Consider the following 12,426-nt stretch of genomic DNA (forward strand, 5'->3'; position numbering starts at 1 on the left):
CACTGGTCTGATTTCTAAGTGTTACCACAGACCCTACACTTCGCGCTCCTGTTACGGTATGTAACAAATATTGCATAAAAATAACTCAATGAGGTTATGGTCATGAGCCAGAAAACCCTGTTCAAAAAAACTGCGCTGGCAGTCGCAGTGGCAATCGTCTCCACCTCCGCCTGGTCAGCGGGATTCCAGCTTAACGAGTTCTCTTCCTCAGGCCTGGGCCGTGCCTATTCCGGGGAAGGCGCCATTGCTGATGACGCCGGGAACGCGAGCCGTAACCCTGCCCTGATCATGATGTTTGATCGTCCAACCTTCTCCGCAGGTGCCATTTTTGTTGACCCTGATGTAGATATCTCCGGACGCTCTCCAACGGGCGCAAGCCTGAATGCGAGTAATATCGCGCCAACAGCATGGGTTCCAAACCTGCACTTCGTCGCGCCAATCAATGACCAATTTGGCTGGGGCGCGTCCGTTACCTCTAACTACGGACTGGCGACCGAGTTCAATAACAACTACGCGGCAGGAGCGTACGGCGGTACAACCGACCTGGAAACCCTCAACCTGAACCTGAGCGGTGCTTATCGCCTGGATAATCACTGGAGTTTCGGTGTTGGGTTTGATGCTGTGTATGCAAAAGCGAAAATTGAGCGCTACGCGGGTGACCTGGGTCGCATCGTCGCAGGGTCCGGCGCATTACCTCCGGCTCTGGCACGTCAGGTCGCCGGGATCCAGGGAGACACCCAGATTGCCTATCTGAAGGGTGATGAGTGGGGCTTTGGCTGGAATGCCGGTATTCTGTATGAAATCGACAAGAACAACCGGTATGGCTTTACCTACCGCTCTGAAGTAAAAATCGATTTCGATGGCGACTATAAGAGCAGCCTGCCTTCAGCTTACAACCAGATCCTGGGCAACTTTGGTCTGCCAATGGGGACCGATGGCCGCACCACTGGCGGTTCTCTGACCCTGAATTTACCTGAGATGTGGGAACTGTCCGGCTACAACAGAGTCGCACCGCAATGGGCTATCCACTATAGCCTGACCTACACAAGCTGGAGCCAGTTCCAGGAGCTGAAAGCGACTAACAGCGGCGGTGATACGCTTTTCTATAAAGATGAAAGCTTTAAAGACGCGTACCGCATCGCGCTGGGTACCACCTACTATATGGATGATAACTGGACGTTCCGTACCGGTATTGCCTTCGATGACAGCCCGGTTCCGGCAGACAAACGTTCTATCTCCATTCCGGATCAGGATCGCTTCTGGCTGAGCGCCGGTGCAACCTACGCATTCAACAAAGATGCCTCAATCGATGCGGGTGTCTCTTATATGCACGGTCAGAAAGTATCGTTCCAGGAAGGTCCGTATGAGTTCTCTTCTGAAGGTAAAGCCTGGCTGTATGGCATGAACTTCAACTACGCGTTCTAATCACATCACGATTAAAAAAGGTGAGCCTTCTGGGCTCACCTTTTCTTTTTTATTCCGCATCAATCTCGGAGAGTTCGTTTTCGATCGCTTTCGCGTTCGGATTCTCTTCCGGTTTCAGCTTGCCGCCATTAGCAATGAAGTCGTGGTTCTGGAAGTAGGCCTCACGCACCATGAGATACGGATCGGAGGACTGACGCAGCAGACCGTCGGAATCCAGCAGCTGCGCGCGCGTCTCTACCCCTTCCAGCGTCCATTTACCCACCGACAGCGGCCAGGTCAGCCATGACAGCACCGGATAGAGCGTATCGACCATGTCGCCGCCATCGTCACGCAGCGTGAAGCTACCGTAGAACGGCAGGTGCACGTACGGGCCGTAACCCACATTGTAATGACCCAGGGTACTACCGAAACGGTGCGGCTGCTCGCGCTGCAGCTTCGGATTCGCCATCCCGGCAACGTCAATAAAGCCGCCCATCCCTAACAGGGTGTTGAGGAAGAATCGGGTGAAGTGGACCATCCCCTGATAAGGATCGCCCTGCAGGAAGTAGTTCGCCATGACCGCAGGCTCTTCGAGGTTGCTGGTAAAGTTGCTCAGGCCGTTACGGGCAGGCTGGGGAACATAATCCCGCCATGCCACCGCAACCGGGCGCACCACATACGGATCCAGCACGTTATAGTTGAAGTTGTACATGGTGCGGTTAAATCCTTCCAGAGGATCGGAGCGCCCCTGCTGCTCGCCGGAGCTGGCGCAGCCCATCAGCAACGTGGTGCTCAGCGCAACCACCGACAGCCCAAGTTTCATATCTTTCTCCCTGTTAAGTATGGCTATCAGCAAAGCCATCCGTCATGGCGCTTTCGCGCTCTGTCTGTAAACGTGCAAGTGATTGTATCAGCACGACTACTGATGTCTACGACCACAAATCGGGGCAATAAACACGCTCTGGTATGATCTCAGAATAGCCTGGCTTTGGGTTTTCGTTTGGCTGGCAATTTTATACGGCCTTTGCCATTGATGTATCGCCTTTATTGCCATTGCGGGAATTTAAGAGCATCCCCACGGGCGGCGGAGGAAAAAGCGCTACGCTTAAGGGGTATTAGCCACCTCTGGAGCATTAAAATGGACGAATTAAAAGACGAGAAAATAGACGGTCATACCGAAGAACTGGAAGTTGAAAGCGAGGAGAAACGCCGGGGAAAGAAGATTGAGGTCGATGAGGACCGGCTACCCTCACGCGCGATGGCAATACATGAACATATTCGCCAGGACGGTGAGAAAGAGCTGGAGCGCGATGCCATGGCGCTGTTCTGGTCGGCCATCGCCGCCGGACTATCGATGAGCGCCTCATTGCTGGCGAAAGGGATTTTCCACGTTGAGCTCGAAGGCATACCCGGCGGCATCATACTGGAGAACCTCGGTTATACCTTTGGCTTTATTATCGTGATCATGGCCCGCCAGCAGCTGTTTACGGAGAACACCGTCACCGCCGTACTCCCGGTGATGCAAAGCCCGACATGGGGCAATTTCGGCCTGCTGATGCGCCTGTGGAGCGTGGTGCTGCTCGGTAATATTATCGGTACCGGTGTCGCCGCCTGGGCGTTTGAGTATATGCCGATATTTGATGAGCCTACCCGGGACGTCTTTGTGAAAATTGGTATGGGCGTGATGGAAAATAGTCCATCGGAGATGTTCGCCAACGCCATTATCTCCGGCTGGATCGTTGCCACTATGGTCTGGATGTTCCCCGCTGCCGGTTCGGCAAAGATTGTGGTTATCATACTGATGACCTGGCTTATCGCCCTCGCCGATACCACCCACATTGTGGTGGGGACGGTGGAAATTTTATATCTGGTATTTAACGGCACCATCCACTGGACCGAGTTTTTCTGGCCCTTCGCGCTCCCTACCCTGGCAGGCAACATCTGCGGCGGGACCTTTATTTTTGCCCTGCTCAGCCATGCGCAGATTCGCAACGATATGTCGAACAAGCGCAAAGCTGAACTGAAAGCCCGGCAGGAAGAAGAGGAAGAACGCAAAAAATCGGCGTGAATGGCGACACTTTAAGCAGTCAGGCGGTGACGCGCTTAACGCATTGTCTAAATGACGTTATACTCGTGCCGCTTCGTCCCCTTAGTTAAATGGATATAACGAGCCCCTCCTAAGGGCTAGTTGCAGGTTCGATTCCTGCAGGGGACACTTTCCTGCTTTCAACCTTCTCTCCAGCCAATAGCACCCATACACACAACGTCACCTGCCGCTGTGCTGTACTCTCGCGCCGTTAGAACGAATTCCCACCTGAGAGAAACAACGGAGTAATGGAATGAAAAGATTTCTGATCGCTTTGGCGCTAATCGCCCCCTGCTCTGCCTTTGCCGGGGTGGTATTCCATCCGGTGGAGCGCGCGGCCGTGGTCGCAAATTCTGACCACCCTGTCGCAGCGGCAACCGTTACCGCGCAGGCAAGAAACCACCGGGCAGCCAGAGTGGATGCCGTTAGCTGCAACGACGGGCGCTGCGTCCAGCACGGTAATGTTATTCGCTAAGCGTTATGGAGCCCCACAAGCCAGGGCTCCATTCTGTTATTTCATTGAGTCATTCAGAAGAGACAGCACCACCTGCGGTGTCTGATTGGCTTTGGTCATTAACGAGGCAAAAGTTTCCTGAAGCATCTGCGCCCGGGCCATGCTGGACACTTCTGCGGCGTAGTCCGCATCTTCAATCCGTGAGCGGGACGCATTAACCGCAACCGACATCGTCGCCTGCAGATTTTGCGTCGACTCCAGACGGTTCGCCACCGCCCCCAGCGTGCTGCGTCGTTCATCGACCTGCTTAATGGCATCGTCGAGCGCCGCCAGAGGATTCGCAGGGTTTTTCAGGCGAATTTCGTCACCGATTTCAGAGATATTCAGGGTCGTATAGTTGGTTGCGGCATCCGTGGAGGCACTGAAAGACGCCTGGTAGTAGATCTGCAGATCTCCCAGACCATTCAGCGTTTTAAGCAGGTAGCGGGCAGGCGTTTCATCAGTCAAAACCAGCGTGGCTTTTTTGGTCTCGGTGCCGTTCACCACATCCATGTAGTAATTACCGTCCGCATCCAGGCGCAGCACATCGTTCGAGATATTGCCGTCGCCATCGGTGTAACGCACGTTGACCTTCGCAGGATCCATCGTGACCAGGGACGACCCGGTGACCCGGGTCACATCAGAGAAATTATTCAGGCTGGTGGCATTGTTCGCCGTCACTACAAGCGAATGGGCACTACCGTCGGTCGTTGTCGTTACCGAGGCATTGTAATAGCTAAAATTACCGCTGCCATCGTCCACTTCCAGAATGTACTGGCTGCCTGACTTCAGCAGTCGGGAGTTAGCGGCTGAGAGCGGGTTATTACTCGCATCCTTAAAGCTCAGCGCTGCGGTCGTGGCATCAATATTGGGTGTGGTCGTCACGACAGCCGGAAGCGTGGCGAAATCTGTATCCAGTTTTGCCGTGGTGCTGGTCATTTGCGCGGTGACGGCGCCTGTCGAACCATAGGTTAGCGTGGCAGGATAATAATAATCATCCTGCTCAATATAATACTGGCCGTTTGATTCTTTTAATGATGGCGCGGGGCTATTACTTAAAACACCCCCATTGGTGTCGAGATAGCTCACCGAAGGAATTGACCGGCTATTTAGCTGGGTGACGCTGCTGTAGAGTGGCGTTCCATTGGTGGCGCTGATATTTACAGTTCCGGTTCCGCTGGCGGTATTCCAGCTTGCGGCCGTGGTAGCCTGATAATAGGCCGGCTTGCCGTCGACCCCCGTATCCTGAATGTAATACCGGCCGTCAGTGGCGTTGCGCACCAGCTGTGGCGAATTGAATATGCCTGACGGAGACCAGGTTACGCTGACATTACCGCTGTTCAGGTCGATATTACTGGCGCTTCCCGCCACCTGATTGATATCTGAAACCTTGCCGCTGATACCGCGAATAACGAAATCCTTCAGGCCGATATTTTCAACACTGAAGTTTTTCGATAAATCGAGGGAGATTTTTTCATTATCCCGGGTGCCGACCTGAAAACCGACCGTTCCCGCGCTACCATTCAGCAGATTAATACCGTTAAAGTCGACGGAGCCGTTCAGACGGTCGATCTCCTTAAGGTTTAAGTTGATTTCAGCCTGAATGGTATCGGCATCCGCCAGGGTATTGGATTCACTGAGCCCTTTAACCGTAAGCTCGCGGATGCGCTGTAGGCGGTTGTTGATTTCATCCATCGCGCCTTCGGCCGTCTGGATCATCGACAAGCCGTCGCCAGCATTACGCTGCGCCTGTTGCAGCGCATTTTGCTGGCTGGTCATGCGGTTAGCAATGGCCTGGTTGGCCGCATTGTCTTTGGCACTGTTGATGCGCATGCCGGAAGAGAGATTGCGGATCGACTGCTCCAGAGCAGAGGTATTTTTTTGAGATTGACCCCGAAGCGTCAAGGCCATCAGGTTAGTTTTTAGGCTCAGCATTCCGATATACCGATACAGGTTTCGCTGGAGAGGTTATCGACCGGATTCAGGATTAGTTGATGATTTATTTGAGCCTTAACCAAATTTAGTAGGGGTTAAGTACATGTCATTGCAGCTATGTTAATTCGATTCAGGGCTACGAGAATGTCCTGCAGCGGCAAATAACCCTGCCATCAATACTGTTTAAAGGGGATAAAGATGTCTAAAGCACTGCTCATCATCGATATGCAGAATTTTGTCACACAAAGAATTCAACAGGGCGTGGATTACTTTCCGCAAAACAGTATTGAAAACATGACCGCTGTGATTGAGAAATTCAGAAAATCAGGCACCCCGGTCATACACGTTCGCCACCAGACGCCTGAAGAGGGCTCGCCGCTCCATCACAGCTCATCCTCCAGCTTACCTCTAGAGTCTTTTAAAGAACTCAACAACGAACCGGTCTTTATCAAACACACCTCCTCCGCGTTCAGCTCAACGGGTTTGTTTGATTATCTGCAGGATGCCCGTATTTCAGAGCTGGTGGTTATCGGTGCCGTAGCCGGATTCTGCGTTAACTCCACGGTCAGAACGGGCGCTGACCTCGGGTTAAAAATCACTGTGTTAAACGATGCGGTGCTCAGTTTCGAACTTGAACAGCATCAGCTCAGCGCGAAAGCCATTCTGGATGTCACGCTGGGGCTGCTTGCTGCCGGTTTTGCTCAGGTTATCCCTGCCACGGAATTAAAGGTATAATCTGCCCATCATTTGACAGATTTCAGAAACGAAGATGACCAAACTCACACTCCAGGAACAGATGCTGAAGGCTGGCTTAGTCAGCAGTAAAAAGATGGCAAAGGTCCAGCGCACCGCCAAAAAATCCCGCGTTCAGGCGCGTGAAGCACGGGAAGCGGTGGAAGTGAATAAACAGGCGCAGATTGAGCGCGATAAAGAGCTCAGCGAGCAGCAAAAGCAGGCGACCCTGGCTAAAGAGTACAAGGCGCAGATCAAGCAGTTAATTGAGATGAACCGGATCGTGGTAGCGAAAGGCGATATTAGCTTCAACTTCACCGACGGCAATCTGATTAAAAAAGTGCTGGTGGATAAGACCACGCAAAAACAGCTGATCAATGGCCGTCTGGCGATTGCGCGTCTGGTTGCCGGGGCGGATCGCGAAAGCGAATACGCCATCATCCCTGCGGTTGTCGCCGATAAAATTACGCAGCGTGATGCGAGCTATATCGTGTTCAGCGGCGAGCTGACGCAGGAAGCGAAGGACGAAGACGATCCGTACGCTGATTTCGTCGTGCCGGATGATTTGATGTGGTAATCCCTAAAGACCCCCTCTCCCGGAGGGGGTCTTTATCCCCTCTTAACGCTCGTGGAACGCCTCCGCCCTCGCCCGCAAAATCGGTTTTAGCAGATACGCCATCACCGTTTTCTTACCGGTAATGATATCCACCGACGCCACCATCCCCGGAATAATCAACAGCGGCTTTTCATCCGTGCCGAGATGGTTCTTGTCGGTACGCAGACGAATCACGTAAAAACTCTTCCCGTCTTTGTCGGTCACCGTATCGGGGCTGATCTGCTCCAGCGTACCCTTCAGGCCGCCATAGATGGTGTAGTCGTAGGCGGTGAACTTCACCGTCGCCTCCTGTCCCGGACGTAAAAACGCGATGTCCTGCGGACGGATTTTTGCTTCCACCAGCAGTTTGTCGTCCAGCGGCACGATCTCCACCAGGTCGTTGCCCGGCTGGATCACGCCACCGATGGTGTTTACCATCAGCTGCTGCACCACGCCCCGCACCGGTGAGGTCACCAGAGTACGGTTCACCCGGTCGGAAATCGCCTTGCCCGAGGCCTCGATTTTACTGAGATCGGTTCGCGCCTCGTTGAGCTGCCCCAGCGCTTCGCTGCGATAACGCCCGCGCGTTTCGCCGACCTTGCTCTCAATCTCCTTGATGGCCGCTTCCGCCCGGGGAATGGCGAGGGTCACGGAGTCGAGCTGTCCCTGGGTTTCCACCACGCCACGACGCAGGCGGAGCACTTCAACTTTTGAAATTGCCCCTTTAGCCACCAGCGGTTCAGACATGGCGACCTCCTGCTGCTGCAGCGCCAGGCTGCGGCGGTACTGGCTGGCCTTGCCCTGGAAGTCGAGCAGTTCCTGCTTCTTCTGAATAAGCTGTTCGTTAAGCCCGGCCAGTTCGCTCTGAATGCGTTTGTTGACGCTGGCGAACAACTCCATCTCGCCGCTGGCGATATCCGGCGCCTGCTTCACGATCTCCGGCGCCAGGGTCAGGGTTGTGGCATCGTTCAGCTGCGCGGTCAGACGCTGGATGCGCGCCTGCAGCGCCAGCCTGTCGGCCTCGCTCTCCCCGGCGTTAGAACGAAACTGGGTATCATCCAGACGCAGCAGCGGCGCGCCGGCTTTCACCACCTCACCTTCGTGGACAAAGACCTCTGCGACGATCCCCCCTTCGAGGTTCTGCACTTTTTGCAGGCGAGAAGAAGGGATCGCCCGCCCTTCCCCGCGCGTCACCTCGTCGATACTGGCCAGCGAAGCCCAGAGGATCATGGCGATAAAGAAAGCGAAGATAGCCCACAGCGTGACGCGCACCACCCGTGGGGCATCGTCCAGCAGGGCTTTGTTAACCTCGTTGGTGGTAAAGGGCGCGGGCTGTTTATCCCCTGACAGCCAGCTCATCAGGCGGCTAAGCGTCTCAACGATTCGCATGAATTTGTCCTTTCTTCAGCGCACTCATGACGCTCTCTTTCGGACCGTCGGCAATGATTTTGCCGTTGTCGACGATAATCAGACGATCCACCAGCGTCAGCAGCGACGCACGGTGGGTGACCATCAGCAGCGTTTTGTTGGCGATCGCCGGCACAAGCGCCTTTTTGATCAGATCTTCGCTGGTGTTATCCATTGAACTGGTCGGTTCGTCCATCAGCAGCACCGGCGGGTCGAGCAGCAGCGCCCTCGCCAGCGCGACAGCCTGCCGCTGACCGCCGGAAAGACTCATCCCCCGTTCGCCCACCTGCATGTTGTAGCCGGACGGGTGACGACGGGCAAACTCGTGTACGCCGGTCAGGGTGGCCACCCGCAGCATGGTTTCCTCGTCAACGTAGCTGGCGCCGTAGACCAGATTGTCGCGCAGGGTGCCGCTGAACAGATGGATATCCTGCGGCGCGTAGCCAATGTTATGGCGCAGATCGTGAACATCAATCTGGCGGGCATCGATACCGTCAATCAGCACATTGCCGCTGTTCGGCTGGTAAAAACCGACCAGCAGTTTCGCCAGGGAGCTTTTACCCGACCCGCTGCGCCCGATGATGCCCACCTTCTCTCCGGGCTGGATCGTCAGAGAGACATTGATGAGCGAAGCATACTGATTGCCAGGGTAGATAAAGGTCACATCGCGCAGCTCGATGGCGCCGGAGAGGGTTTCCCGCTTCAGCGGCACTTCGTCGTCCTGCACTTCCTGCTCAAGATCCATCATCCGGTCGATGGTGGCTTTGGTCATTCGCGCGCGCTGGTAGCGGGTGATCAGGCTGCACAGCTGGCCGATGGGCATCATGGCGCGACGGTGCAGCAGATAGCAGGCGATCAGCCCGCCCATGCTCAGGTTGCCGCCAATAATGATGTAGACCCCGGCCACGATCAGGGCCACGCCGCTGAACTGCTGCAGCCAGGCGGTAAAGTTTACCGCCACGTACGAGAGCGACTTCACCCGCAGCTCCAGCTTGCTCAGCTGGCCGGTAAGGTGCTCCCACTGATACTGGCGCTCGCTCTGGGCGTTGTTGATCTTGATGGCATCCAGTCCGGTGAGCGTCTCCACCAGCATCGCCTGACGTTCGTTGGAGAGCTGATAGGTTTTCTTCACCCGCGACATCAGCGGGCGCTGGATCAGCCAGTTCACCAGCAGGGCCAGCGGATAGGAGAGCAGCGGGATAAACACCAGCGGGCCGCCGATGATGCCAATCACCAGCAGGATCAGCAGGGTAAACGGAAAGTCGATAAAGGCGGTGAGCGTCAGGGAAGAGAGGAAGTCACGAATCGACTGGAACTCCTGAAAGTTCTGCGCAAAGCTCCCCACCCGCTGCGGGCGAAGCTTCATCTTCATGCCCAGCAGCCGCTCGAACAGCGCCGAGGAGACCACCAGATCGGTTTTCTTACCGGCCAGATCGAGACAGATGCCCCGCAGGATCTTCAGCACAAAGTCGAACACAAAGGCGATGCTGACGCCGATGGCCAGCACCCACAGTGTGGCGGTGGCCTGATTAGGCACGACCCGGTCATAGACGTTCATCACAAACAGCGGGGCGCTGAGCGCCACGAGGTTGACCAGGAAACTGGCGACCACCGCATCCAGATAGAGGAATTTCGACAGCCTGAGCGTGTCCTGGAACCAGGATTTGGTGCGCGGCAGCGTGGCCGTCGGCTGGGCGTCAAACTCATGCTCCGGGGAGATAAAAATCGCCCGGCCGCTGTAAATCTCCGCCAGCGTCTCTGGCGAGACGTTAATTTCACCGCCCTCCGTTTCGCTGGGCAGCAGGCGCGCGCGCTGCTGTTCATCCCAGCCAATGAGTACTGCGGCCTGGTTGTTCTTCAGCAGCAGAATGGCAGGCAGAGAGAGCGCGGTAATGTTTTCCAGCCCGCGCTGCACCACCCGCGCCTTGAGCCCGGCCCGGCCGGCGGCACGCGGAAAGGTCTCCGTCGTCAGGGTGTAGGCGTCCAGCGGCAGCCCGGCGGTCAGCACATTACGGCTGGTGACGACGTTATGCAATTTACAGACGATCATCAGCGCGTCCAGCAGCGGATCGTCATGGCTTTGCCGCGGATCCTGTCTGCCCTGCGCCTGCGGGGTCATCTCTATGCGATCGGAGGAGTCAATATCAGGCGTCATTCTCTGCCTCAGTGTTCTGCAGACGGCGGTCGCAGATGTAAAAAAGAGAGGGTTGTTGCCGTTTATCCTGCCAGCAACAACCCCGTCAGCCTTTCAGGGCGTCTTACTTTAATTCAGGCAGTTCTGCCTGGGAAGATTTTGCCTGGTCGAGCGGCTCGGCGGCCGACGGAGCCTGAATATTCAGGTTCTTGAGCAGTTCACCGGTACGGGCGCTGATGCGATAGGTGGTAAACATATCGACGAACTGCAGCTCGACGTAGCGGCGCTGGGCGCTGAACACTTCGTTTTCGCTGTCCAGCATATCGAGCAGGGTACGGTCGCCCAGGCTGAACTGCTCCTGATAGGCGCTACGCACCTGCACGCTGCGATCGGCGTACTCTTTGGCGATCGGCACCTGCTGACCGGCATTTTTCAGGGCGTTCCAGGCCAGACGCAGATCTTCGTTCAGCTGACGCTGGGCGTTGTTTTTCACATCCTGCGCCTCTTTCATTTTGTAGGCGTATGAGGTGAGCGTCGCCTGGTCGCTGCCGCCGTTGTAAAGGTTGTAGCGCATGCGCAGCATCGCCTGCCACTCCTGGCTGTGGCCGCGGGTACCATCGATGTTGTTATCCATGGTACGCCCGACTTCGACGTTCACATCCGGATAGAAGCGCGATTTGGCCGCCTCATACTGCTGGCGGGTCGCTTCCACGTCGGCATCAGCCTGTTTCAGCAGCGGGTTATTTTCCAGCATCACGGTACGCGCGGCATCCAGGGAAGCGGGAACGGCGATTTTAGCGGGCATCACCAGGGTGTCAGGCTCTTTGCCGGTGATGCTCTGATAGTTGGCGCGGGAGTCTTCGAGGTTGGTTTGCTCGGTCAGCAGGTTGTTGCGCGCCTGTGCCAGACGGGCCTGGGCCTGCTCGAAGTCCGCCTGACGGCCGACACCCTGCTCGGTACGCAGGCGGATCTGATCGAACACGCGCTCGTGGTTTTTGAGGTTATCTTCCGCCAGCGCCACCATCTTCTGGCGCATCAGCACGTCGAGATAGGTCTGGATCGCCTGCAACGCGGTAGATTCGCTGGTATTCAGCACCGTCCAGGCCCGGGAGTTGACCGTGGCTTTCTGGCGGCCGACTTCGCTGGTGGTGGCAAAACCGTTGAACACATTCTGGCGCAGGTTGATAGCGGACTCGCTGCGATGCAGATCGCGCAAATGGTCGCCTGCGGCGCGGGTGCTGGCGTTATCGGTCTGCTCCCAACCGGTGCCTGCGGTGAGATCCAGCGTCGGGAGATAGCCACCTTTAGCTGCGCGGAGATCCTGATCGGCGGAATAACGACTATTTACCGAGGCGTTAACTTCCGGATGCCATAGCAGGCTATCTTTCACCGCCTGCTCAAGCGTCGTGGCCTGGCTGTGTGTGGCGCTCAGCACCAGAGCTGCGCCCATAACGAACTGACTATACTGTTTCATCTTGTCGACTTTCCTTCATATCCCTTGATTGTTGGTCAATATCCACCAGAGAAAATCCCATTAGACCGAGGGAAAAAATGCGTCCTGCGATTTTGCGGTCAGACGGGATCCGTCGTCTGATCTGAATAATGTGTGCCGCGCAGAGCCAGACTGCCCCTGCGCGGCG

At 55.8% G+C, this 12,426-nt stretch carries 10 protein-coding genes and 1 tRNA gene; 6 read left to right on the top strand and 5 right to left on the bottom strand.

The window, feature by feature from the left end:
* Positions 1-102: 102 nt before the first annotated feature.
* Positions 103-1,425 (top strand): long-chain fatty acid transporter FadL, encoded by a 1,323-nt coding sequence (gene fadL, locus FHN83_RS04375; protein WP_171029954.1) that lies wholly within the window; start codon positions 103-105, stop codon positions 1,423-1,425.
* A 49-nt stretch (positions 1,426-1,474) separates the two neighbouring features.
* Here the strand turns inward: fadL and mlaA are convergent, their stop codons facing one another.
* A complete protein-coding gene (gene mlaA / locus FHN83_RS04380) occupies positions 1,475-2,227 on the bottom strand; it encodes a phospholipid-binding lipoprotein MlaA (RefSeq protein WP_039030929.1) in 753 nt (250 codons plus the stop codon).
* Between the two features lie 315 nt (positions 2,228-2,542).
* On the opposite strand from mlaA, the gene FHN83_RS04385 reads away from it, so the two are divergent.
* The 3 genes from FHN83_RS04385 (at position 2,543) to FHN83_RS04395 (ending at position 3,965) form a co-directional block, all read left to right on the top strand.
* Positions 2,543-3,472 (top strand): formate/nitrite transporter family protein, encoded by a 930-nt coding sequence (locus tag FHN83_RS04385; protein WP_139563311.1) that lies wholly within the window; start codon positions 2,543-2,545, stop codon positions 3,470-3,472.
* A 75-nt stretch (positions 3,473-3,547) separates the two neighbouring features.
* A tRNA-Arg gene (locus FHN83_RS04390) sits at positions 3,548-3,619 on the top strand.
* A gap of 124 nt (positions 3,620-3,743) precedes the next feature.
* Positions 3,744-3,965 (top strand): hypothetical protein, encoded by a 222-nt coding sequence (locus FHN83_RS04395; RefSeq protein ID WP_039032028.1) that lies wholly within the window; start codon positions 3,744-3,746, stop codon positions 3,963-3,965.
* 36 nt (positions 3,966-4,001) lie between these two features.
* Here FHN83_RS04395 and FHN83_RS04400 read toward each other — a convergent pair whose 3' ends face one another.
* Positions 4,002-5,918, bottom strand: a complete 1,917-nt coding sequence (locus FHN83_RS04400) for a flagellin (RefSeq protein WP_139563312.1) — start codon at positions 5,916-5,918, stop codon at positions 4,002-4,004.
* Between the two features lie 198 nt (positions 5,919-6,116).
* On the opposite strand from FHN83_RS04400, the gene FHN83_RS04405 reads away from it, so the two are divergent.
* Together FHN83_RS04405 and FHN83_RS04410 are read left to right on the top strand one after the other, a co-directional pair.
* Complete coding sequence (locus FHN83_RS04405) at positions 6,117-6,653, top strand: cysteine hydrolase family protein (RefSeq protein WP_139563313.1); 537 nt, start codon at positions 6,117-6,119, stop codon at positions 6,651-6,653.
* A gap of 34 nt (positions 6,654-6,687) precedes the next feature.
* Positions 6,688-7,227, top strand: coding sequence for a DUF2058 domain-containing protein (locus FHN83_RS04410; RefSeq protein ID WP_039032031.1), 540 nt, complete (start codon positions 6,688-6,690; stop codon positions 7,225-7,227).
* 42 nt (positions 7,228-7,269) lie between these two features.
* On the opposite strand, the gene FHN83_RS04415 is transcribed toward FHN83_RS04410, so the two are convergent.
* From FHN83_RS04415 to FHN83_RS04425, 3 genes are all read right to left on the bottom strand, one after another.
* Positions 7,270-8,634, bottom strand: coding sequence for an HlyD family type I secretion periplasmic adaptor subunit (locus FHN83_RS04415; protein ID WP_138369819.1), 1,365 nt, complete (start codon positions 8,632-8,634; stop codon positions 7,270-7,272).
* Positions 8,621-10,807 carry a type I secretion system permease/ATPase gene (locus tag FHN83_RS04420; protein ID WP_139563314.1) on the bottom strand — a complete coding sequence of 729 codons (2,187 nt, stop codon included), beginning with the start codon at positions 10,805-10,807 and terminating at the stop codon, positions 8,621-8,623. Before FHN83_RS04420 ends, FHN83_RS04415 begins: the two co-directional genes overlap by 14 nt.
* A 103-nt stretch (positions 10,808-10,910) precedes the next feature.
* Positions 10,911-12,260, bottom strand: a complete 1,350-nt coding sequence (locus FHN83_RS04425; protein WP_039032033.1) for a TolC family outer membrane protein — start codon at positions 12,258-12,260, stop codon at positions 10,911-10,913.
* Positions 12,261-12,426: the final 166 nt, after the last annotated feature.

It is taken from the genome of Leclercia adecarboxylata (assembly GCF_006171285.1).
GTDB lineage: Bacteria > Pseudomonadota > Gammaproteobacteria > Enterobacterales > Enterobacteriaceae > Enterobacter > Enterobacter barmai.

Excerpts from the sequence above, each read along its gene's own strand:
- fadL (WP_171029954.1), top strand. The coding sequence starts at position 103 with ATGAGCCAGAAAACCCTGTTCAAAAAAACTGCGCTGGCAGTCGCAGTG.
- mlaA (WP_039030929.1), bottom strand. The coding sequence starts at position 2,227 with ATGAAACTTGGGCTGTCGGTGGTTGCGCTGAGCACCACGTTGCTGATG.
- FHN83_RS04385 (WP_139563311.1), top strand. The coding sequence starts at position 2,543 with ATGGACGAATTAAAAGACGAGAAAATAGACGGTCATACCGAAGAACTG.
- FHN83_RS04395 (WP_039032028.1), top strand. The coding sequence starts at position 3,744 with ATGAAAAGATTTCTGATCGCTTTGGCGCTAATCGCCCCCTGCTCTGCC.
- FHN83_RS04400 (WP_139563312.1), bottom strand. The coding sequence starts at position 5,918 with ATGCTGAGCCTAAAAACTAACCTGATGGCCTTGACGCTTCGGGGTCAA.
- FHN83_RS04405 (WP_139563313.1), top strand. The coding sequence starts at position 6,117 with ATGTCTAAAGCACTGCTCATCATCGATATGCAGAATTTTGTCACACAA.
- FHN83_RS04410 (WP_039032031.1), top strand. The coding sequence starts at position 6,688 with ATGACCAAACTCACACTCCAGGAACAGATGCTGAAGGCTGGCTTAGTC.
- FHN83_RS04415 (WP_138369819.1), bottom strand. The coding sequence starts at position 8,634 with ATGCGAATCGTTGAGACGCTTAGCCGCCTGATGAGCTGGCTGTCAGGG.
- FHN83_RS04420 (WP_139563314.1), bottom strand. The coding sequence starts at position 10,807 with ATGACGCCTGATATTGACTCCTCCGATCGCATAGAGATGACCCCGCAG.
- FHN83_RS04425 (WP_039032033.1), bottom strand. The coding sequence starts at position 12,260 with ATGAAACAGTATAGTCAGTTCGTTATGGGCGCAGCTCTGGTGCTGAGC.